The following is a 21,274-nucleotide window of genomic DNA, read 5'->3' as shown; positions in this document are numbered from 1 at the left end:
AGACCTATGATTATTTTACAAGGTAATAAATTGGAACGCTCATTTTCGGGCGATGTGTTATTTGATAATATCAATATTCAAGTAGATGAAAAAGACCGCATTGCGCTGATTGGGCGAAACGGTGCGGGAAAATCGACTTTGCTGAAAATTTTGGTTGGCGAAGAAGCACCGACTTCTGGTGAGATTAACCAAAAACGGGATTTAAGCCTGTCGTATTTGGCACAAGATAGCCGTTTTGAATCGGAAAATACGATTTTTGATGAAATGCTGCATGTTTTTGATGACGTGCGGAGCATGGAAAACCGTCTGCGTCGCATGGAAATACAGATGGCAGAGGTGACAGGCGATGCCTTTGACCAGTTAATGTCAGATTATGACCGCTTATCAGAAGAATTTCGCGTGAAGGGCGGCTTTACCTACGAAGCGGATATCAAGGCTATTTTAAACGGTTTTAAATTTGATGAATCCATGTGGCAAATGAAGATTTCGGAATTGTCAGGAGGGCAAAATACCCGCCTAGCCCTTGCCAAAATGTTGCTGGAAAAACCAGAACTTTTGGTCTTGGACGAGCCGACCAACCACTTGGATATCGAAACCATTGCTTGGCTGGAAAATTATTTGGTCAATTACCAAGGCGCCTTGATCATCGTCAGCCACGACCGTTATTTCTTGGATAAGGTAGCAACGATTACGCTGGACTTGAATCCGCATTCGCTTGACCGTTATGTGGGTAATTATTCGACTTTCATGGACTTGAAGGCGGAAAAATTAGCCCTTGAAGCCAAAAATTACGAAAAACAAGCCAAAGAAATTGCCAAATTGGAAGGTTTCGTGCAACGCAATATCGTTCGAGCCTCAACGACAAAACGTGCCCAAGCCCGCCGCAAACAATTAGAGAAAATGGAACGTTTGGATAAACCAAGCGCTGGGCAAAAATCAGCCCATATGACCTTCCACGCGGACAAGGTTTCAGGAAATGTGGTCTTGACCGTCACAGATACGGCAATTGGTTACGACAATCATATCTTGTCTGAGCCGATTAACATTGACGTTAAAAAATGCGATGCCATTGCCATCGTCGGACCAAATGGTATTGGTAAATCAACCTTGATTAAGTCTATCGTGGGGCAAGTGCCATTTATCAAGGGAACTGCTACTTACGGTGCCAATGTCGAAGTGGGTTACTATGACCAAACGCAGTCTAATCTCACGCGGACCAACACCGTGCTGGACGAATTGTGGAATGATTTTTCAACCACGCCAGAAGTGGACATTCGTAACCGTCTGGGAGCTTTTCTTTTCTCAGGAGATGACGTCAAAAAATCAGTTGCTATGCTATCAGGTGGTGAACGTGCTCGCTTGCTTCTTGCGAAATTGTCAATGCAGAATGACAATTTCCTTATCCTAGATGAGCCAACCAACCACTTGGATATTGATAGCAAGGAAGTTTTGGAAGACGCCTTGATTGATTTTGATGGCACCCTTCTCTTTGTCAGTCACGACCGTTATTTCATTAACCGCGTGGCAACAAAAGTGCTGGAAATCTCAGAAGAAGGCTCAACCCTTTATCTTGGTGATTACGATTATTACCTTGAGAAAAAGGCAGAGCTGGAAGAATTGGCCCGTCTAAAAGCCGAAGAAGGGCAAGAAAAGCCTGCGGAAGTGTCTGAAAAAGCACCAACCAATGATTACCATGCCCAAAAAGCCAACCAAAAGGAACTCCGCAAACTCACTCGCCGCATTGCTGACATTGAAAATCAATTGGAAGACATTGAAGCGCGTGAAGAAGCAATCAACCAAGCGATGTTAGCCACAAATGATGCCGTAGAACTCGTTGATTTGCAAAAAGAATTGGATGCCTTGAGCGAGCAACAAGAAGTCCTCATGTCAGAATGGGAAGAACTCAGCGAACAAGTCGAAGGGTGAAATTGACCTAATAAGTGCAACGTTGAAGTGGGAAAAGGAGAATTTATGCAAGATTATGGACCAATCTTTAAAGAATTTCGAATCAATCGTGGTTTTTCTTTGAAGCAGGTAGCCTGCGATGATTTATCCATTTCACAGCTATCGCGTTTTGAACGAGGTGAGTCTGATATTTCTCTAAATAAATTTCTTCTAGCCTTGCAAGCCATTCAACTTTCACTTGATGAATTCATGAATCGAGCCAATAACTACAAAAAACTGAGACAGAAGAAATTGATGTCTCAAATGGCTGTTTACCATTATCAGAAGGATGTTCAAGGCTTGGAGAAAATGATTCAAGAGGAACAAAAGAAACTTGAAAAAGATTTTACCGATATCCAAGCAAAGCTTAATATCATTCTCTTTCGAGGCATGATTTGCCAATGCGACGAAACTCGTACCATGTCAAAAGAGGATTTGGATTTTGTGATTGATTACCTCTTTCAAAAAGAAAACTGGGAAATTGGTGATTTAATCTTAATTGGTAATTTTTACACCTTTTATCCAACTCCTTTGATGAGTCGCATGGTTAGAGAAATTCTGAAACGAGTCGATTATTATTCTGAAATTTCAACGAATCGAAATTTGGTTGAATGCACCTTGATTAATATGATAGAGATTTGTACAGAGCGTGGGGAATTAGAGGAAGCGAGCTTTTTTGAGAAAGAAGCTGAAAAGTTATTGTCAAATGAGCGAAATGCCTATCACCGTACGGTTTTTCTCTACGAAAAGGGCTTCTTAAAATATGCTAAAGGTGATTTCAGCGGGATAGATGATATGAAAAATGCTATTTTTTGTTTTGAAGTGACTGGTGCTATCAATCACGCGAAACACTATCAATCTCATATGGAAAAAGTTTTAAAATGAAAAATTCTCGTATTCGGGAATTTTTTTATTCCCTTAAAAATCTCATTTATAATAATGGAAAAGATTTAAGGGGGATGAAAGTGGAGAAAAACAGTTTAAAACTTTTAGCAAGTAGGGCAGTTAACAAACTTGGAGATGTTTTATATGATTATGGGAATAGCAGTTGGATTGCGTCCATGGGCAGTTTTGGACAAAAGATGTTGGGAATTTACCAAATTGTCGAAGTTGTGATTGATATTATCCTTAATCCATTTGGTGGAGCAATTGCAGATAGGTTTAGGCGTCGCAAAATTTTGCTTTGGACTGATGGGCTTTGTGCTTTGTTGTGTGTAATCTTGGCATTTATTCCTAGTAATCGCTTGATGTTATACGGTTTGATTCTGGCAAATATGCTGCTTGCTGTATCGAATGCGTTTTCTAGCCCAGCTTATCGAGCTTATGTTCCTGAGGTTGTCAAAAAAGAGAAGCTTGTTAGTTATAATTCGTATTTAGAAACCTCTGTTCAAATCATTAAGGTGAGTTCACCTCTATTAGGATTTCTTATTTACCATTATTTTGGGATTCGTTGGACTTTAATTGTGGATAGTTTGACTTTTGGGATTTCTTTTCTTTGTCTGCTGATGATTAGGCATGTTGACTATGTTGGACACGAAATCAGACAGAATTTAATATTTAGAGAGATTCTTAAAGATATTTGGGAAGGATTTTTATATATTGTTGCTCAAAAAGAGATATTTTTTCTTTTGATAATGGCTACAACGGTAAATCTTTTCTTGGCAATGCTGACTTATTTATTGCCTTTTAGTTCTAGTATTTTTAAAATGTCGAGTGCTTATGCGACACTCCTTAGTTTATCGGCGGTTGGTTCTATTTTCGGTGCAATAGTGTCAAAAAGAGTTCCTAATACGATATCAGCATTATTATGGGCATTAGGGTTTAGCGGGCTAGGAATAACTGTTTTGGCTATTTCACCCTTAACAGGTTTGCCTATTTTTTTGAGTTTTTCTGGAGTGCTGTTTTACAGTCTTTTTGAAACTATCTTTAATATTCATTTCTTTAGTCAAGTTCAAAGTCGTGTCGCTAATGAGTATATGGGACGAGTGATTTCAAGTATTTATACTTTAGCGATTCTATTTATGCCATTAGGAACTTTAATGATGACTTTGATAAGAAGTAGTATTTCGGCTTATAGTTTTATCATTATTGGCTTAGCTGTTTTTCTATTAGCCATGGTAGGATTATATTATAGCAACAAACGATTGAAGCTATCTCACGAAAAAGAAGGGTAACTCTTTAATGATATGCAGCTGTCTGGGATTGGCAATATGCTAATTTTGGATAAGTTTGCATATCATTTTTTGTGTCAAAGTTCTATAATAACTATTGGTAAATAGATGAAAATGTCTAGCAAATCTTGAAATTTAGCTAAAAAATTGTTTTGGGGCTAAGTTTTGAGAGGCTTGCTTTTTTGAGTTTGGAGGCAATAATGAACCCGACAAATGCTCCTTATGGCTGGTTAGTCAAACGGATAGCTCATCGTTTGGAACAAAACATGAATAATTTCCTAAAACCGTATAATATCACGATTATGCAGTCATGGGTGTTGATGTTTTTGAAACGAACAGAGAAGTGCTACACTTTTAAAGAATTAGAGAAACAATTTGAAGTGTCTCAGCCGACAATGGCTGGTATTTTGGCGCGTTTAGATCAAAAAAATATGATTATCACAAGCCAAGATGAGAAAGACAAGCGTATCAAAAAAGTTGAAATTTCTGACGAAGGTAGGGCTTTGATTAATCGTTTGGGTGAACACTTAGATGATTCAGAGCGTGCAATTGTGGGGGATTTTACCAAAGACGAGCAGGAGACGTTTCATTTATTGCTTGAAAGAGCTTATTATAATGTTGTAGAAAGAGGTGATGAGAATGATTAAAACTTTACTAGCGCAGGTGAAGGAGTACAAAACGCCATCTTTACTAGCTCCTTTGTGTGCTGCTTTAGAAGTCTTTTTTGATATGTCGATTCCTTTTGTTATCGCCCAATTGATTGACCAAGGGATTCAGGCGGGTAATATGGCTGTCGCTATGAAATTTGGCTTGTTAATGCTATTTCTAGCCATTTGTGGTTTGACAACTGGCTTTTTAGCTGGGAAATTTGCGGCAGAAGCTTCGGCTGGTTTTGCGGCTAATTTACGTGAGGGGATGTACGATAATATTCAGACCTTTGCCTTTTCTAATATCGATAAATACAGCACGGCTGGTTTGGTGACGCGGATGACAACGGATGTCACAAACGTCCAAAATGCCTACCAAATGATTATCCGTGTGGCAGTCAGAGCACCTTTAACCGTGATTTTCAGTATGTTTATGTGCTTTGTGGTTGACCGTCGCTTGAGTATCATGTTTTTGATTGCGGTAGTGATTTTAGCAACTTCGCTCTACTTTATCATGCGCAGAGCCATGACGAGTTTTAATTACGTTTTTCGTAAATACGATGAACTCAATGCCAGTGTTCAAGAAAATATCTCTGGTATTCGCGTGGTAAAAGCCTTTGTGCGCGAAGATTATGAAAATAAAAAATTCACCAAGGCAGCAGAGAACATTTACCAGCTTTTTGTTAAGGCTGAAAAAATTGTCATTTTCAATAACCCAATCATGATGTTTATCCTCTTCGCGTGTATGATTTGCTTGTCGTGGTTTGGGGCACACTTTATCGTGGCAGGAAGCTTGACCACAGGGGAATTGACGTCGCTCTTTTCGTATATCTTTGCCATGATAATGTCTTTGATGATGTTGTCTATGATTATGGTCATGATTTCCATGAGTACGGCCAGTGCTGAGCGGATATCAGAAGTGTTGACGGAAAAAGCAGATATTGTGAATCCTGAAAATCCATTGATGGAAGTGCCAGATGGCAGCATTTGTTTTGACCATGTGCATTTTTCGTACAAGCATGGTAGTGGTGAGAAAGTGCTATCTGACATTGATTTGTCTATTGCATCGGGTGAGATTATCGGTGTTATCGGTGGTACAGGTTCAGGAAAAACCTCATTTGCAAACTTGATTTCCCGTCTTTACGATGTGGATGCTGGTTCCGTTACTGTGGGTGGTCATGATGTCCGCCAATACGATTTGGAAGTTTTGCGTGACCAAGTTGCCGTTGTGTTACAAAAAAATATCCTCTTTTCAGGAACTATTTTGGATAATCTTCGCTGGGGAAATGAGGACGCGACGGAAGAAGAATGCATTGAAGCTTGTCGCCAAGCCTGTGCGGATGAATTTATCGAGCGTTTCCCCTGATAAATACAATACGTGGATTGAGCAAGGTAGTAATAGTGGTTTTCCCAGATCCAGTTGAACCGGCGATGGCGGGTGCTGACCGTGTCTTTACCTTACTTGATGCTGATGTGGAAGGGGACGAAGGTTATGTTGAGCTGGTGAATGCCAAGGTGGACGCTGCTGGTCACATCCAAGAGGTGCCAGAAACCACAAGTATGTGGGCATGGAAACACCCACACGAGGATGGTACGGTGACCTACCACAAACTTGAAGGTGGCGTGACTTTCTCAGATGTAACCTTTGGTTACAACGACCACAAGATGGTCTTGCATGATATCAATTTGTTTGCAGAACCTGGGCAAAAGATTGCCTTCGTCGGTTCAACTGGATCTGGGAAAACCACTATTACCAACTTGATTAACCGTTTTTACGATATTCAAAAAGGGAAAATCCATTACGATGGTATCAACATCCGCAAAATCAAGAAAGCAGATCTTCGCCGTAGCCTAGGGATTGTGCTTCAAGACACACACCTCTTTACAGGAACGGTGATGGACAATATTCGTTATGGTTGCCTGACGGCATCAGATGAGGAGTGTATCGAGGCCGCTAAATTAGCCAATGCTCATGACTTCATCAAGCGCCTGCCGAAAGGTTATGACACTGTTTTGACTGGTGATGGTAGCAATCTTTCACAAGGGCAATGTCAGTTGCTAGCGATTGCGCGTGCGCCGGTAGCCAATCCACCAGCCTTGATTTTGGATGAGGCAACCTCTTCTATTGACACACGGACAGAAGTGCACGTCCAAGAAGGGATGGACGCTCTCATGAAAGGGCGCACAACTTTTGTTATTGCCCACCGTTTGTCAACGGTTCGCAATGCTGATTGCATCATGGTGCTTGAGCGTGGTCGTATCATCGAACGGGGTAACCATGATGATTTGATGGCGCAAAAAGGACGCTATTACCAACTTTATACAGGAAACGCAATTAGCGACTAACCCATCCAAACAACCTTTGAAAATGGCTGAACTGTTTTCAGGGTTGTTTTTTTCTTTAAATCGTTTTCAAAAAAGCGGTTAAATAATTTGTGATTTGACCAATAATAGCTTATGATAAAGAGAATAAGACATGGAAATTTTGGAGGGCAATCAGATGAATTTGTCACGTGAAAACTATATAGAGATGTACCTCAAAATGCAGCGCATTCGTGAGTTTGACCTGCGCATCAATAAACTCGTCCGCCGAGGCTTTGTGCAAGGCATGACGCATTTTTCTGTGGGGGAAGAAGCAGCTAGTGTTGGGGCTATGGCTCACTTGACCTATGATGATATTATTTTTTCAAATCACCGTGGGCATGGGCAGTGTATTGCCAAGGACATGGATTTGAATAAAATGATGGCCGAATTGGCAGGCAAGGTGAATGGGGTATCTAAAGGCCGTGGGGGCTCGATGCACCTAGCGGATTTTGAAAAAGGCAATTACGGTACCAATGGTATTGTAGGGGGTGGCTATGCCCTAGCTGTTGGTGCTGCCCTGACACAAGACTACAAGCAAACAGACAATATTGTCGTGGCTTTTTCGGGTGATGGAGCAACCAACGAAGGGTCTTTCCATGAATCCGTGAACCTAGCTGCCACATGGCACTTGCCAGTGATTTTCTTTATCATCAATAACCGTTACGGTATTTCGATGGACATCACAAAAGCAACCAACACCCCTCACCTTTACACGCGTGCGGAAGCTTACGGCATTCCAGGTTTTTACTGTGAAAATGGCAATGATGTGTTGGCGGTTTACGACACGATGGGCAAGGCGGTTGCGCATGTGCGTGCTGGTAAGGGACCAGCCATCGTGGAAGTAGAATCTTACCGCTGGTTTGGGCATTCAACGGCCGATGCTGGAAAATACCGCAGCAAGGAAGAAGTCGATGAGTGGAAGAAAAAAGACCCGCTGGTCCTCTTTCGCACCTATTTGACGGACAATCACTTGGTTGACGCTGAAGCATTGGATGCTTTGGATGCTCAAGTGGTCAAAGAAATCGATGACGCTTACGCTTTTGCTCAAAATAGCCCTGAGCCAGATTTAGCAGTGGCATTTGAAGATGTTTGGGCTGACTAGGCATTTGCATCAAAAAGGAGAGAGATAATGACTGAAACAAAACAAATGGCCTTTCGTGAAGCCATTAATCTTGCGATGGCTGAGGAAATGCGCAAAGACGACATGGTTTTTCTCATGGGTGAGGACGTCGGGATTTATGGCGGTGACTTTGGAACGTCTGTAGGTCTGATTGAAGAATTTGGTGCCAAACGAGTGAAAGACACGCCGATTTCAGAGGCGGCGATTGCAGGGAGTGCTATTGGGGCTGCTATTACAGGTCTGCGTCCTATTGTGGATGTGACCTTTATGGATTTCATCACCATTGCCCTTGATGCCATTGTTAATAACGGTGCTAAAAACAATTATATGTTTGGTGGTGGTCTAAAAACACCCGTGACCTTCCGTGTGGCCTCTGGTTCTGGCATCGGCTCAGCTGCCCAACATTCGCAATCGCTAGAGGCTTGGTTGACCCATATTCCAGGCATTAAGGTGGTTGCACCAGGAACGGCTAACGATGCTAAAGGGCTCTTAAAATCAGCCATTCGAGATAATAATATTGTCATTTTCATGGAACCAAAAGCCCTCTACGGCAAAAAAGAAGAAGTGAGTTTGGATGCTGAGGAGTATCTACCACTTGGTAAGGGTGAGATTAAGCGTGAAGGAACAGATGTGACAATTGTGTCTTATGGCCGAATGTTGGAGCGTGTGCTGCAGGCAGCTGACGAGGTGGCACAAGATGGTATCAGCGTTGAAGTGGTTGACCCAAGGACCCTTATCCCGCTTGATATGGACCTGATTATCCAGTCGGTTAAAAAGACAGGACGCCTCATGTTGGTTAATGATGCCTACAAAACAGGTGGCTTTATTGGGGAAATTGCTGCGCGGGTGACTGAGAGTGATGCTTTTGATTACTTAGACTATCCTATCGTTCGACTGGCTAGTGAAGATGTGCCAGTGCCTTATGCTCGCGTCTTGGAAGAAGGTATTTTACCAGATGTGACAAAGATTAAAGCTGCTCTGTATCAAATGGCACGCAATGGACGCGACAACTAAGGGAGGTGTGGCCTGTGGCAAAGGAAATTATTATGCCAAAACTCGGCGTAGATATGCAAGAAGGTGAAATCCTAGAGTGGAAAAAAGCCCAAGGAGATAGTGTCCAAAAGGGCGATATTTTGCTTGAAATCATGTCTGACAAGACCAATATGGAAATCGAAGCTGAGGATTCAGGAGTTCTTTTGAAAATCGTGCATCCTGCGGGTGATGCTGTGCCTGTGACCAAAGTAATCGGATACATCGGTGCAGCAGGTGAAGCCCTCCCTGATTCTGTGGGAGAGGAGACGGCTAGTCCAAGTCCGTCAACTCAGGAAGCGCCAGCCCAATCCTTGTCAGGTGTGTCAGCGCCAGCTATTGCCCCTAAAAAAGTGGATAATGGCAAGGTTCGTGCGACCCCAGCTGCTAGAAAGCTAGCGCGAGAGCGAGGGATTGACCTTGAAAAAGTGACGGGAAGCGGTGCCAATGGGCGTGTGCATGAAGCAGATGTGCAGGCCTTTAAGGCAGTGCGCGTGACACCTTTGGCTCGCAAGATTGCGCAAGATAAGGGCGTTGATTTGAATACTTTGGTTGGTACAGGGGAGCGTGGCAAAATTACCAAAGAAGATGTTTTAGCCAGTGTGCCAGCAGAAAAAGTGGCTACTTCGCAAAAAACACCTCTTGCTGTGAATCAAGCCCAAGACGGCGTTGAAGTGATCAAGATGTCTGCTATGCGTAAGGCTATTTCAAGAGGCATGACCCAATCTTATTTCACGGCGCCAACCTTTACCTTAAATTACGATATCGACATGACCAATCTCATAGCGCTGCGTCAGCAATTGCTTGAGCCAATCAAGACCAAAACAGGTTACAAGGTGACCTTTACCGATTTGATTGGGCTTGCTGTAGTTAAAACCTTGATGAAGGAAGAACACCATTTTCTTAACGCTTCTTTGATACATGATGCGCAAGACATTGAACTCCATCATTTTGTGAATTTAGGAATTGCCGTTGGGCTTTCAGACGGCTTAGTGGTACCTGTGGTTCACGGTGCAGACCAAATGACTTTGTCAGAATTCGTGGTGGCTTCAAAAGACGTCATTCAAAAAGCGCAGGCTGGCAAATTAAAAGCGGCAGAAATGTCAGGATCAACCTTCTCAATCACTAATCTGGGGATGTTTGGCACTAAATCATTTAACCCCATTATCAACCAGCCAAATTCGGCTATTTTAGGTATTTCAGCAACGATTGATACGCCAGTAGCATATGAAGGTGAGGTGGTTATTCGTCCTATTATGGGAACGAGTTTGACCATTGACCACAGGCTAGTGGATGGCATGAACGGTGCCAAATTCATGCTGGATTTGAAAGCACTTCTTGAAAATCCTTTGGAATTGCTCATCTAATTAACAGAAAGGAAAAAGCAATGGCAGTAGAAATTATCATGCCCAAGCTCGGCGTTGACATGCAAGAGGGCGAAATCTTAGAGTGGAAAAAAGCCGAAGGGGATTCTGTGAACGAGGGCGATATTCTCCTTGAAATCATGTCTGACAAAACCAATATGGAAATCGAAGCCGAGGATTCAGGGGTACTTTTAAAGATTGTGCATCCTGCAGGCGATGTTGTCCCTGTCACAGAAATCATTGGTTACATTGGTGCTGAGGGTGAGGCCGTCGAATCAAGTCTGCAAAGGACAGCCGATAAAGCTGTCTCAGACCTAACTGCAGCAGGCTTGGTCGTTCCGCCAGCCGTTTCAGTGGCCAAAACCAACCATGACAAAGTGTTGCTGGCAGCTGAGGAATACGATATGATTGTCGTCGGTGGCGGTCCTGCAGGTTATTATGCCGCTATTCGTGGGGCTCAATTAGGAGCTAAAGTAGCCATCGTTGAAAAATCTGAATTTGGTGGTACCTGCCTCAATGTTGGCTGTATTCCAACCAAAACTTATCTCAAAAACGCTGAAATTTTGGACGGACTCAAAATTGCTGCTGGACGCGGAATAAACCTCGCCTCAACCAATTACAGCATTGACATGGATAAAACCGTTGATTTTAAAAATTCGGTTGTTAAAACCTTGACAGGCGGTGTTCGTGGGCTCTTGAAGGCTAACAAGGTTACTATTTTTGATGGTCTTGCTCAGGTTAATCCAGATAAAACCGTAACCATTGGCTCTCAAACCATTCAGGGGCATAGTATTATTTTGGCGACAGGTTCAAAAGTATCGCGGATTAACATTCCAGGTATTGAGTCACCTCTTGTTTTGACCTCTGATGACATTTTAGATTTGCGAGAAATGCCTAAGTCACTAGCTGTTATGGGCGGTGGCGTTGTTGGAATTGAACTTGGTTTGGTGTGGGCGTCTTACGGTGTTGATGTCACTGTTATCGAAATGGCAGACCGCATTATTCCAGCCATGGATAAAGAAGTGTCTCAAGAATTGCAAAAAATTCTCACTAAAAAGGGCATGACCATCAAGACCAATGTTGGCGTAGCGGAAATCAAGGAAAGCAATCACCAGTTGACCTTGACCCTGACAAATGGCGAAAGCATTCAAGCTGAAAAAGCCCTGCTATCTATCGGACGCGTTCCACAAATGCAAGGACTTGAAAACCTCAATCTGGAAATGGAAGGCAACCGCATCAAAGTCAATGCTTACCAAGAAACCTCTATCCCAGGCATTTACGCTCCAGGTGATGTCAATGGGCAAAAAATGCTGGCGCACGCTGCTTATCGTATGGGCGAAGTGGCTGCTGAAAATGCTATTCGTGGCAATCATCGCAAAGCCAACCTCAAATACACCCCAGCAGCTGTTTATACCCATCCAGAAGTTGCCATGGTTGGTCTGACGGAAGAAGCGGCACGAGAACAATACGGCGATGTTTTAATTGGCAAATCAAGCTTTGCTGGCAACGGACGAGCCTTAGCATCTAACGAAGTGCAAGGTTTTGTCAAAGTCATTGCAGACCGCAAATACCATGAAATTCTTGGCGTTCACATTATTGGACCTGCTGCAGCCGAACTCATTAACGAAGCCGCAACCATTATGGAAAATGAATTGACCGTTGATGATGTGGCGCAAGCCATTCATGGACACCCAACCTTCTCTGAAAATATGTACGAAGCCTTCATGGATACTATCGGAGAAGCCATTCACAACCCACCAACACCTCGCCATTCTCAAAGATAAGGACCATTAGATGAAATACATTATCAATCATTCTCACAATCCAGCCTACAACATTGCCTTGGAAGCCTATGCTTTTCGTGAATTATTAGAAGAAGATGAGCTCTTTATCCTGTGGATTAACGAGCCAACTATTGTTATCGGCAAGCATCAAAATGCTATTGAGGAAATAAATAAGGCTTACACAGATGAGCATGGTATCCATGTGGTGCGGCGTTTGTCAGGTGGCGGAGCCGTTTACCACGACCTCAACAATCTCAATTACACGATTATTTCCAACAAATCTCAAGAAGGGGCTTTTGATTTCAAGACCTTTTCTCAGCCTGTTATTGCCACTTTGGCGGATCTCGGCGTAACGGCAACTTTCACAGGACGAAACGACCTTGAGATTGACGGCAAGAAATTTTGTGGTAATGCCCAAGCTTACTACAAGGGGCGAATGATGCACCACGGTTGCCTGCTCTTTGACGTGGATATGACCGTTCTTGGCAATGCCTTGCAGATCTCAAAGGATAAAATCCAATCCAAAGGTGTGAAGTCTGTGCGTGCGCGTGTGACCAATATCTTGGATGAATTGCCTGAAAAAATCACGGTTGATGATTTCTCAGAAAAATTGCTCAACAAAATGCGAGAATTGTACCCTGACATGACCCAATACCATTTTTCAGAGCAGGAATTGCAAGCCATTCAGACTTTGGCAGACCAACAATTTGGCACCTGGGATTGGACCTACGGCACAGCTCCTGAGTACACAATCAAGCGCTCGGTTCGCTACCCAGCAGGTAAACTAACCATTTATGCTGACATAGACAAATCCATCATTCAGGGCATTAAAATCTACGGTGACTTCTTTGGCATCAAAGACGTTTCAGATATTGAGAAAGCCCTTATTGGCCTTCGCTATGAGTATTCAGACGTCCTAGCTAAACTCCAAACCATAGACACAAGCCTTTACTTTGCCAATATCAGCCCAGAAGACATTGCCAAAGCCATTGTTGAGTAAGAAAAAACCGTTAGCTATTGCTAACGGTTTTGAGGTTGATGATTGGAATCAATTCAACAACTTTTGATAAATATGGCGTTCTTTATCGTTATTGACGGCAAAGATGACTTTTTTGACAAAGTGGCTTTGTTCTAAGAATTGTTTGGTTGTTTGGACGGCGACTTCAGCGACATTTTCATCGACAAAATGCGGGTCCTTGCTAGAATTAATCGCAGGTAGTGCCACGGATTCTAGCTGATTTTTCTCAGACAAGCCCAAGCAAGCCAAATAGGTTTGCGTCAGCAAATCCTTAGACATGGGGGTCAAAGGTCCGCTGAGATTAGGGCTGACGGTGTGTAGGACAAATTTGGCAGGCAGATTGTAAGCGGGTGTGATTTTGGCTGTTCCTGTTGGTTCTTCATAAGGCTGTTGCTCCATGAGATTGTAACAATCTTGTCGCAGCTGAACACCCGCATAAGTGTGGATGGCATTTTCCGAGCAATTATGCAAAGGTTCAAAGCAGCCTAGCAGATGACGACTCGCCGTATTAACAATACCGTCAACTTTTAGCCGTGTAATATCCCCCTTCCAAACGTAAAAACGCTCATCGTTGGGAACAGTGTGTAAGTGGTTGAGAAAAACCACTACACGCTCTGCCGCTTTTAATTGCAAATAATCGTTTTGAACAGAGAGGAAGTGCCGAGATGTCGCCATTGGAGGACGAACATTTAATAGAGCACGCAATAAGGACTCTTGACCTGACAAATCCTCTGGAATATGAATTGCTTTGTATTGCGAATTTTCCTTTAGCAAGTAGTCTAAGAGATAATTAACCATTTCTTGTTTAGTCATGAGGCCTCCTTTATGAATGCATAAACGTTACTAAGGATAAGTATAGCACCTTTTTGACAAAATGGCATTAAGAAATGCAAACGATAACACAAAAAACATCTTTTTATGTTAATAAATGAGAATAAAAAAGGAGATAAGATGCATTATGATTAAAACCATTACAACACAGGACCTGAAAGAACACCTGCAAAGACAACAATGTCATGTGCTTGATGTCCGTGAGCCAGACGAATATGCCACAGGGCACGTGCCAACGGCGGTTAATTTACCATTGAGTGAATTGGTCGAACGGTACCAAGAATTAGATAAGGACATGCTTTATTATGTGATTTGTCAGATCGGTGGGCGTTCTGAGCGGGCAAGTTTGTTTTTGGACCAAGAAGGTTACCAAGTCGTAAATGTGCTAGGAGGAACATCCGCTTGGCCAGGGCATTAGAAAAATAAGCTCTGCCGTAGTTACAAGCCACAAAGAAGATGGTATAATAGATAAAACGAGATATGGGGGAGTTAGACATGACCATTAGACCTGCGACAAGTGCTGATATTCCAAGCTTAATGGACCTTTTGCAACAAGTTTTGTCCGTACATCATGCAGTAAGACCTGATTTGTTCCAAGCTAAAGGTGTGAAATACACGGAGCAAGAATTGGCAGATCTGCTTTCTGATGATAAGCGTCCTATTTTTGTCTATGAAGGCGAAGAGGGCAAGGTGTTGGGGCATATGTTTACTATCATTGAGGAAGCACAAGCGCCAAAAGTTCCTCACAAAACCTTGTTTATCGATGATTTGTGTGTGGACGCGGCAGCGCGTGGGCACAAAATTGGGGAGCAGTTGTACCAGTTTGCCTTGTCTTATGCGAAAGAGATTGGTTGCTACAACGTGACCTTGAACGTTTGGAATGCCAATGAAGCGGCTCTGCGTTTTTACCAACATCAAGGCATGACCCCGCAAGAAACCCGTATGGAACACATTATCAAATAAGCTGACAGTTAGGAGCAGCCCTAACTGTTTTTTTGCCATTTTTTGAAAATACATGAGAAAAACATGAAAAGAATACAGTTAAAATCCATCTTTTTTTCAAAAATATGAGATAATAGGAGTGTAAACGATTGCCCATTGAGCAGCAATCAGATGGCGTGTTTCGCAAAAGGGGGACTTATGGGGACAATAAACGATTATGTGACGCAACATCAAGACAAGACTTTCGAGGCTTTTCCACTTAATGAGGCGGATAAAATGTGCCTAAATGAGTTGGGTTATTTTTGTTTTGAAGAACTGGATGCCAGTATCGATGTGACCAAGGATGTCTTGGTGCAAGAAGTTTTTCGTCCGTATAGCACGGGGGAAAAGACCTTGGACCGCAATTTTTTGGCGACTAAATCACGTATTGATTTGCTAAAAACAGTGGCGGAATCGGACCGTTTTGCGGATTTGCACGTGTCTTATTATGTCAATGATGTGGACGAAGAATACGAAAGACAGTTTGCGGCAATGGTCTTTAGTTTACCTCAGTTAGATTATCGCCAACTGGTTTTTCGTGGGACTGATGACACCTTGATTGGTTGGAAGGAAGATTTCAAACTGAGTTATGTGCGAGAAATCCCAGCTCATCGTTCGTCTTTGAAATATTTGGAAGAAATTTTAAGTGAGAATGCGGGTTCTTTTACCTTGTCAGGGCATTCTAAAGGTGGCAATTTAGCCCTATACGCGGCGGCTAATGTGCGTCCTGACCTTCGCTCGCAAATCACGCAGATTTATATGTTGGATTCTCCAGGGCTTAATGAAGCCGACCTTGCAAAAGAAGGTTACCGAGCAATTCGCGATAAGGTGCGGGTTATTCGGCCAGAAGAGTCTATCGTTGGGGTGATGTTGTACAATGACATCGAGCCAGTTATCGTTCAAAGTCAAGGTGTGGGCATCATGCAGCACGCTTTGACCAATTGGCAAATGGACGCTGAAACAGGCCAATGGCTAATTGTCGAGCATCCAACAGAATTGAGCCGAAATCTTGAAAAAACCTTTAAACAGTGGACGGATGATTTATCAAGCCAAGAATTAAAACTCTTGTTTGATACCTTGTTTGACACCCTCATGTCCAGTGGCATTACCAGTATCAACGATTTGGCGGTTAATCGAGAATTTATGTCGAAACTCTCTGCTAGTCTAATCTCCTTTTACTCTATTGGAGCAGAGAAGAAGTTTCTCCTAGCCAAGTCGGCCAAGCTCTTTTTGGGGGCTTTTATGGGACACAGTAAATTAGCTACCTTGACTAAAGACAGAGGCAATTTGTCCCTGCCTGATTTGAATCGTTTCCGCGACTATTGGGACGATAGAAGAGAGTGATGAAATTGTTTAGCACTTAGATTGGTCTGGGTGCTTTTTTTGGTGTTCCAGCCTATTTTAGAAAACGATTATATTTTTACTAAAAAGTTCCTTTTTGGGATTGACTTGGAGTGGACTCTAAGGTATATACTGAAGGTAACAAAGAGAGGAGATGACCTATGAATATCAAAACCGTTAGCGAGCAGACAGGGATTTCGGCAGATACGATTCGTTATTATGAGCGGATTGGCTTGATTCCACGCGTCAAACGTCAGGCGTCGGGCGTTCGTGATTTTTCAGAACGTGACATTGCGGCCTTGGAATTTGTCCGTTGTTTCAGAAGAGCAGGCGTTGGCATCGAATCCTTGATTGAGTACATGGGCTTGGTGGAAGCAGGTGATGGCACCGAACAAGCAAGGCTAGACTTATTAGAAGAAGAACGTGTCAAATTAGAAGCCCGCATTGCCGAATTGCAAGAAGCCCACAGACGACTCAACCGCAAAATTCAAAACTACCAAAACATCGTTCTTAAAAAAGAACAGCATTTGTTTAACGAAGAAATCACAAAATCTTGATGTGGAAAAGAGAACCTAGTGGAATACAAAACATTATCAAACGGTATTAAAATGCCTATTTTAGGATTTGGAGTTTACCAAATTCCTAATATCGATGAATGCGAGCGTGTGGTTAGTGATGCCATTTTAGTTGGTTATCGTTTAATTGATACAGCTCAATCCTATAAGAATGAAGAAGCTGTTGGAAATGCTATCCGTAAGTCAGGGATTGCACGTGAAAATTTTTTTATCACAACTAAAATTTGGATAAGCAATTATGGCTATGAGAAAGCAAAAGCTTCTCTGGATGCTTCTTTAGCTAAACTTCAAACAAACTATATTGATTTAGTCCTTCTCCACCAGCCATTTGGTGATTATTATGGTGCTTATCGTGCTATGGAAGAGTACTATAAAGCTGGTAAAATAAGGGTAATTGGTATTAGCAATTTTGCCCCTGATCGTGTGGCAGATTTAGCTATTTTTGTGGATGTTACGCCTATGGTCAATCAAATTGAGACACATGTCTTTAATCAACAATTGAAAGCCCGTCAGACAATGGATGAATATGGTATTCAAATAGAATCTTGGGGACCATTCGCAGAAGGGCGCAATGATTTCTTTACAAATGAAACACTTGTTAATATTGGGCGAAAATACCATAAATCGGCTGCACAAGTCGCCCTTCGTTATTTGATTCAACGTGATGTTATTGTCATTCCTAAGACCGTGCATAAAAATCGTATGGAGCAAAATTTTGATGTCTTTAATTTTGTTTTAACAAAAGATGATATGGAAGCAATTTTGAAACTTGATATGGGGGAGAGTCAATTCTTTTCCCATGTTGATCCTGAAACAGTTAAAAGGATTAGTTCATTTAAACTTTAAGTGATGTGATTTTACTTTCTACCAGAAAGGAGAGAACAATGACCATTAAACAAACAGTAGGACGTGACCAATTGGGTGATTTTGCGCCAGCATTTGCTCATTTTAACGATGATGTGCTTTTTGGTGAAAATTGGAACGACACGGCTATTGACTTGAAAACCCGCTGCCTTATCACGGTAGTGGCCCTCATGGCACAAGGTATAACCGATAGTTCGATGGCGCATCACCTTGAAAATGCTAAAAATCACGGCGTTAGCAAGGAAGAAATAGCGGCAGTAGTTACCCATGTGGCTTTCTATGCAGGCTGGCCAAAAGCTTGGGCTGTTTTTCGCCTAGCTAAGGACATTTGGCAGGACGATTAAAGAAGGGAGTTTACTATGACGAATATAGAAATGGACAAAGTGGCATTTGATCAGGCAAATGTTTTCGGAAAAGGGCAGGCAAATGATGCTTTTGCACAGTATTTTGACGGGCAATCTTTTCTCAATCCCTTGGTGGATGAGGAGTCGCCTTTATTTCTCGCAAATGTGACCTTTGAGCCTGGTTGTCGCAATCATTGGCATATTCACCAAGCAGATAAGGGTGGCGGTCAGGTATTGATTTGCACAGCTGGGCAAGGTTGGTATCAAGAAGAAGGCAAGGAAGCGGTAAGCCTTGAGCCAGGCAAGGTCATCGTCATTCCAGCTAACGTTAAACATTGGCATGGCGCTAAAAAGAATGCTTGGTTTAGCCATATTGCCATCGAGGTGTCTGGTAATAATACCAAAACCATCTGGCTGGAGGCCGTTAGTGACGCAGATTACAAGGCCCTTTAATCTTGCCGTGACAATTTAGCATTAGCGTGTTACACTAAAATCATGAAACACATTGCTCACACTCATATCGTCAAGGCAGGGCATTTTCTGAAACTATTCAAAAATGATGCCCAGTTTAGCACACCTATTTTTCGTCGGGATAAAAAACGCAAAAACCTACAATTTGTTATTGTTTTTAAAGATGCAAACGGATCTTACGCCCTTAATCATTCGCAGCAAGGGTATAGCTCGTACCTCAAGCGCCTCAAAACATTTAGTCAAAAGACGCTTTATCAAGGCATCTTGTCTGTGCCGGCAAAAGCGCGTGCGAGTGTTCAGGTTTTGCAGGTGCCAAGTGACCGAAAAGTTCGGGCGTCGGACGTTACCTATTATTCGGACGCTGAGATTGAGGCCATTTTGTCTAAGAAAAAGGTTATAGAAGAAGTCTATGATCCCTTTCGTGATGCTCATTCGGTAGTATTTCAGCAGGATACAAAAGCTTCTGAGATGACCTACGAAGATTACCAAGGCATCCAAGATTTTCACCCTTTTTTGACGCTCAAGGACCAAGCGACCGAGGTGTTTTGTACCTATCAAGACCACAACAAAAACCAAGCCATTTCCTTGAGTTTAATGGGGTGGTATTATCTGGGGCAACAATTAAAAATCAGCTGGAAACCTAATTCTCAGCCCAAAGCACGTTGGCGTTCATCCTTGCTTGCCATTGACAAAAAGACCAAGCGTTATTTCTTTCAAGGCAATATTTACCAAGAAAAGGGCACCGATCCTGTCTTTTTGGACAATCTGACCTTTCAGCCACAAAAAAGCAGAGCTAATAGCCAAGCCGTGGCTGCAGAATTTCAGCGCCTCATCCAAGAAATAAAGCAACAGGAGCGTGCTGCTCTCTTGACGCGTCGCTAAAATGGCGGTTGAGTCTTTTGTGATTTATGCTATAATGATCTCTGATTGAAAATTGTTAGAAAGTGCAAAAATGACAGAATTGGATATTGAGCGTTACCACGAATTGGCTCAGCAAAAGCAAAAAGAACACCGCAAATTTTTAGCAACCCTCAAGAAAAAAGCCCCTAAAAACCTTGACAAAATCACGCAGGAAATCCACACGGAAGTCTTTCAAGAGATTGATTGCACCCAGTGTGCGAATTGTTGTAAAAGTCTGGGACCGCTTTTCACTGAAGCAGATATTACCCGCATTTCAAAGGCTTTTCGCATGAAATTATCAGTCTTTGAGGACGCTTATCTTCGTGTTGACGAGGACAGCGACAAGGTTTTCCAAAGCATGCCTTGCCCTTTCCTAGGCAGTGATAATTTGTGTACCATTTATGATGTCCGTCCCAAAGCGTGCCGTGAATTTCCCCACACCGACCGTAAAAAGATTTACCAAATCAATAACCTTACTATTAAAAATACCCTCTTTTGCCCCGCCGCCTATCTTTTCGTTGAAAAACTCAAGGAGCGATTGGAGGGGAGATAATTAACCAAAACTTCTTGAACTGTTTCGTTTCAAGAGGTTTTTATTATAATTTTATTAGGATTCTAATTATTTGCAATACCTCATGATATAATAGAATAACTAAAAATGAAATGAGAATTTCTATGTATATTGAAAAATTAAAATACTTCATAGATTTGTATGAATGTAGAAATTATATAGAAACAGCTCGTAAAAACTTCATTTCACAAGCATCTATTAGCCAATACATTTCTTCACTTGAAAAAGAATTTAACACGAAATTTTTTGATAGAAGTGTGACTCCTATTCAACCAACTTTAGCTGGAAAAATGCTATATAATAATGCAAAATGATGTTAAAGCAGTATGAAGAAACAAAAATTCAAATACAACATTCAATAAATACCTTGAAGCCAAGACTCAGTATTGCCTATACTTCTTTATATGATTTAAGATTACCCCTACCTTTTATCTCCTATCTTAAAGAAATTGGCTTTCCTATCAACATTCAATTAAAAAAGTAGAAGGAAAAAATATTGAAACCTATGTTACAAAAGATATTTCTGATTTGGCATTATCATTTGGAGAAGAATTTACCAGTAAAAACATTTCAAAATTAGTGATAAAATCAGGTAGATATAATGCATTGGTCGCTCAGGGACACCCACTATTTGATTATCAGGTTATTACTGTTTCGGAACTGTATCAGTATCCTTTGTTAATGTTGAGTGAGGAGAGCATGGGTAAAAGTTATGTCATTATGAAAGAACGTTCGCTAAAAGATGGCTTTTATCCTAATATTGCTAGGACGGTTGATGATTTTGAAGAAAGTTTCTTTTATATATTATCAGAACAACTTATTGGATTTGGAACAGATGATTTTAATTTATCTAAATTAGATGGAATGATTCGAAGCATTCCGATTGAAGGTAGCTAGCATACTTATGAAATTGTTCTAGCTTATCAAAAAGATTCTAAAAATCAAACACTTATTG

The 21,274-nt window shown here is 41.9% G+C and carries 21 protein-coding genes and 3 pseudogenes; 23 read left to right on the top strand and 1 reads right to left on the bottom strand.

Annotation, left to right across the window (positions count from 1 at the left end):
* Positions 1–6 precede the first annotated feature (6 nt).
* The 12 genes and pseudogenes from HFK82_RS04190 to HFK82_RS04140 all read left to right on the top strand — a co-directional run bounded on the left by HFK82_RS04190 (position 7) and on the right by HFK82_RS04140 (position 13,423).
* A complete protein-coding gene (locus tag HFK82_RS04190; protein WP_168260912.1) occupies positions 7–1,926 on the top strand; it encodes an ABC-F family ATP-binding cassette domain-containing protein in 1,920 nt (639 codons plus the stop codon).
* A 45-nt stretch (positions 1,927–1,971) separates the two neighbouring features.
* Positions 1,972–2,829, top strand: a complete 858-nt coding sequence (locus tag HFK82_RS04185) for an Rgg/GadR/MutR family transcriptional regulator (RefSeq protein ID WP_168260911.1) — start codon at positions 1,972–1,974, stop codon at positions 2,827–2,829.
* Between the two features lie 80 nt (positions 2,830–2,909).
* The gene (locus HFK82_RS04180) at positions 2,910–4,118 is read left to right on the top strand and encodes an MFS transporter (protein WP_168261028.1); all 1,209 of its coding nucleotides are present in this window, start codon (positions 2,910–2,912) and stop codon (positions 4,116–4,118) included.
* 197 nt (positions 4,119–4,315) lie between these two features.
* Positions 4,316–4,762, top strand: a complete 447-nt coding sequence (locus tag HFK82_RS04175; RefSeq protein ID WP_009853976.1) for a MarR family winged helix-turn-helix transcriptional regulator — start codon at positions 4,316–4,318, stop codon at positions 4,760–4,762.
* A pseudogene (locus HFK82_RS04170) lies at positions 4,755–6,165 on the top strand (ABC transporter ATP-binding protein); the annotation flags it as partial. The gene HFK82_RS04175 and the pseudogene HFK82_RS04170, both read left to right, overlap by 8 nt.
* Positions 6,166–6,190: 25 nt before the next feature.
* A pseudogene (locus HFK82_RS04165) lies at positions 6,191–7,108 on the top strand (ABC transporter ATP-binding protein); the annotation flags it as partial.
* Between the two features lie 154 nt (positions 7,109–7,262).
* Positions 7,263–8,228 carry a thiamine pyrophosphate-dependent dehydrogenase E1 component subunit alpha gene (locus tag HFK82_RS04160; RefSeq protein ID WP_168261027.1) on the top strand — a complete coding sequence of 322 codons (966 nt, stop codon included), beginning with the start codon at positions 7,263–7,265 and terminating at the stop codon, positions 8,226–8,228.
* A gap of 27 nt (positions 8,229–8,255) precedes the next feature.
* A complete protein-coding gene (locus HFK82_RS04155) occupies positions 8,256–9,260 on the top strand; it encodes an alpha-ketoacid dehydrogenase subunit beta (protein WP_168260910.1) in 1,005 nt (334 codons plus the stop codon).
* Positions 9,261–9,274: 14 nt separating this feature from the next.
* On the top strand, positions 9,275–10,642 hold the full coding sequence (locus HFK82_RS04150; protein WP_168260909.1) for a dihydrolipoamide acetyltransferase: 1,368 nt from the start codon (positions 9,275–9,277) through the stop codon (positions 10,640–10,642).
* 20 nt (positions 10,643–10,662) lie between these two features.
* A pseudogene (locus HFK82_RS09300) lies at positions 10,663–10,921 on the top strand (biotin/lipoyl-containing protein); the annotation flags it as partial.
* Positions 10,922–11,043: 122 nt separating this feature from the next.
* Positions 11,044–12,423 carry a dihydrolipoyl dehydrogenase gene (gene lpdA, locus HFK82_RS04145; protein ID WP_394992044.1) on the top strand — a complete coding sequence of 460 codons (1,380 nt, stop codon included), beginning with the start codon at positions 11,044–11,046 and terminating at the stop codon, positions 12,421–12,423.
* A gap of 10 nt (positions 12,424–12,433) precedes the next feature.
* Positions 12,434–13,423: a lipoate--protein ligase gene (locus HFK82_RS04140; protein ID WP_168260907.1), complete on the top strand. Its 990-nt coding sequence runs from the start codon at positions 12,434–12,436 to the stop codon at positions 13,421–13,423.
* 48 nt (positions 13,424–13,471) lie between these two features.
* Here the strand turns inward: HFK82_RS04140 and HFK82_RS04135 are convergent, their stop codons facing one another.
* On the bottom strand, positions 13,472–14,254 hold the full coding sequence (locus tag HFK82_RS04135) for a protein-ADP-ribose hydrolase (protein ID WP_168260906.1): 783 nt from the start codon (positions 14,252–14,254) through the stop codon (positions 13,472–13,474).
* 145 nt (positions 14,255–14,399) lie between these two features.
* Here HFK82_RS04135 and HFK82_RS04130 point away from each other — a divergent pair, with 145 nt between their 5' ends.
* The 11 genes from HFK82_RS04130 to HFK82_RS04080 all read left to right on the top strand — a co-directional run bounded on the left by HFK82_RS04130 (position 14,400) and on the right by HFK82_RS04080 (position 21,216).
* Complete coding sequence (locus HFK82_RS04130; RefSeq protein ID WP_168260905.1) at positions 14,400–14,690, top strand: rhodanese-like domain-containing protein; 291 nt, start codon at positions 14,400–14,402, stop codon at positions 14,688–14,690.
* Between the two features lie 77 nt (positions 14,691–14,767).
* Entirely contained in the window at positions 14,768–15,235 is a 468-nt protein-coding gene (locus HFK82_RS04125; protein ID WP_154454244.1) for a GNAT family N-acetyltransferase, read from the top strand.
* 177 nt (positions 15,236–15,412) lie between these two features.
* A complete protein-coding gene (locus HFK82_RS04120; RefSeq protein ID WP_168260904.1) occupies positions 15,413–16,597 on the top strand; it encodes an Mbeg1-like protein in 1,185 nt (394 codons plus the stop codon).
* A 158-nt stretch (positions 16,598–16,755) separates the two neighbouring features.
* Positions 16,756–17,151, top strand: coding sequence for a stress response transcriptional regulator NmlR (nmlR, locus tag HFK82_RS04115; protein ID WP_168260903.1), 396 nt, complete (start codon positions 16,756–16,758; stop codon positions 17,149–17,151).
* A gap of 18 nt (positions 17,152–17,169) precedes the next feature.
* Positions 17,170–18,015 (top strand): aldo/keto reductase, encoded by an 846-nt coding sequence (locus tag HFK82_RS04110; RefSeq protein ID WP_168260902.1) that lies wholly within the window; start codon positions 17,170–17,172, stop codon positions 18,013–18,015.
* A gap of 38 nt (positions 18,016–18,053) precedes the next feature.
* Positions 18,054–18,377 (top strand): carboxymuconolactone decarboxylase family protein, encoded by a 324-nt coding sequence (locus tag HFK82_RS04105; protein ID WP_168260901.1) that lies wholly within the window; start codon positions 18,054–18,056, stop codon positions 18,375–18,377.
* 15 nt (positions 18,378–18,392) lie between these two features.
* A complete protein-coding gene (locus HFK82_RS04100) occupies positions 18,393–18,830 on the top strand; it encodes a cupin domain-containing protein (protein WP_239472498.1) in 438 nt (145 codons plus the stop codon).
* A gap of 42 nt (positions 18,831–18,872) precedes the next feature.
* A complete protein-coding gene (locus HFK82_RS04095) occupies positions 18,873–19,730 on the top strand; it encodes a hypothetical protein (RefSeq protein ID WP_168260900.1) in 858 nt (285 codons plus the stop codon).
* Between the two features lie 70 nt (positions 19,731–19,800).
* The gene (locus HFK82_RS04090; RefSeq protein ID WP_168260899.1) at positions 19,801–20,301 is read left to right on the top strand and encodes a YkgJ family cysteine cluster protein; all 501 of its coding nucleotides are present in this window, start codon (positions 19,801–19,803) and stop codon (positions 20,299–20,301) included.
* 122 nt (positions 20,302–20,423) lie between these two features.
* Entirely contained in the window at positions 20,424–20,633 is a 210-nt protein-coding gene (locus HFK82_RS04085; RefSeq protein WP_168260898.1) for a helix-turn-helix domain-containing protein, read from the top strand.
* A gap of 214 nt (positions 20,634–20,847) precedes the next feature.
* The gene (locus tag HFK82_RS04080; protein ID WP_168260897.1) at positions 20,848–21,216 is read left to right on the top strand and encodes a type 2 periplasmic-binding domain-containing protein; all 369 of its coding nucleotides are present in this window, start codon (positions 20,848–20,850) and stop codon (positions 21,214–21,216) included.
* The last annotated feature ends 58 nt before the right edge of the window (positions 21,217–21,274 follow it).

Source organism: Streptococcus alactolyticus (genome assembly GCF_012277075.1).
Lineage (GTDB): Bacteria > Bacillota > Bacilli > Lactobacillales > Streptococcaceae > Streptococcus > Streptococcus alactolyticus.
This window is presented reverse-complemented; position numbering and strand designations above follow the sequence as displayed.

Coding starts and splice junctions, on each gene's coding strand:
- HFK82_RS04155 (WP_168260910.1), top strand. CDS start 8,256: ATGACTGAAACAAAACAAATGGCCTTTCGTGAAGCCATTAATCTTGCG.
- HFK82_RS04090 (WP_168260899.1), top strand. CDS start 19,801: ATGACAGAATTGGATATTGAGCGTTACCACGAATTGGCTCAGCAAAAG.
- HFK82_RS04185 (WP_168260911.1), top strand. CDS start 1,972: ATGCAAGATTATGGACCAATCTTTAAAGAATTTCGAATCAATCGTGGT.
- HFK82_RS04125 (WP_154454244.1), top strand. CDS start 14,768: ATGACCATTAGACCTGCGACAAGTGCTGATATTCCAAGCTTAATGGAC.
- nmlR (WP_168260903.1), top strand. CDS start 16,756: ATGAATATCAAAACCGTTAGCGAGCAGACAGGGATTTCGGCAGATACG.
- HFK82_RS04175 (WP_009853976.1), top strand. CDS start 4,316: ATGAACCCGACAAATGCTCCTTATGGCTGGTTAGTCAAACGGATAGCT.
- HFK82_RS04140 (WP_168260907.1), top strand. CDS start 12,434: ATGAAATACATTATCAATCATTCTCACAATCCAGCCTACAACATTGCC.
- HFK82_RS04160 (WP_168261027.1), top strand. CDS start 7,263: ATGAATTTGTCACGTGAAAACTATATAGAGATGTACCTCAAAATGCAG.
- HFK82_RS04190 (WP_168260912.1), top strand. CDS start 7: ATGATTATTTTACAAGGTAATAAATTGGAACGCTCATTTTCGGGCGAT.
- HFK82_RS04120 (WP_168260904.1), top strand. CDS start 15,413: ATGGGGACAATAAACGATTATGTGACGCAACATCAAGACAAGACTTTC.
- HFK82_RS04085 (WP_168260898.1), top strand. CDS start 20,424: ATGTATATTGAAAAATTAAAATACTTCATAGATTTGTATGAATGTAGA.
- HFK82_RS04135 (WP_168260906.1), bottom strand. CDS start 14,254: ATGACTAAACAAGAAATGGTTAATTATCTCTTAGACTACTTGCTAAAG.
- HFK82_RS04095 (WP_168260900.1), top strand. CDS start 18,873: ATGAAACACATTGCTCACACTCATATCGTCAAGGCAGGGCATTTTCTG.
- lpdA (WP_394992044.1), top strand. CDS start 11,044: ATGATTGTCGTCGGTGGCGGTCCTGCAGGTTATTATGCCGCTATTCGT.
- HFK82_RS04100 (WP_239472498.1), top strand. CDS start 18,393: ATGACGAATATAGAAATGGACAAAGTGGCATTTGATCAGGCAAATGTT.
- HFK82_RS04105 (WP_168260901.1), top strand. CDS start 18,054: ATGACCATTAAACAAACAGTAGGACGTGACCAATTGGGTGATTTTGCG.
- HFK82_RS04130 (WP_168260905.1), top strand. CDS start 14,400: ATGATTAAAACCATTACAACACAGGACCTGAAAGAACACCTGCAAAGA.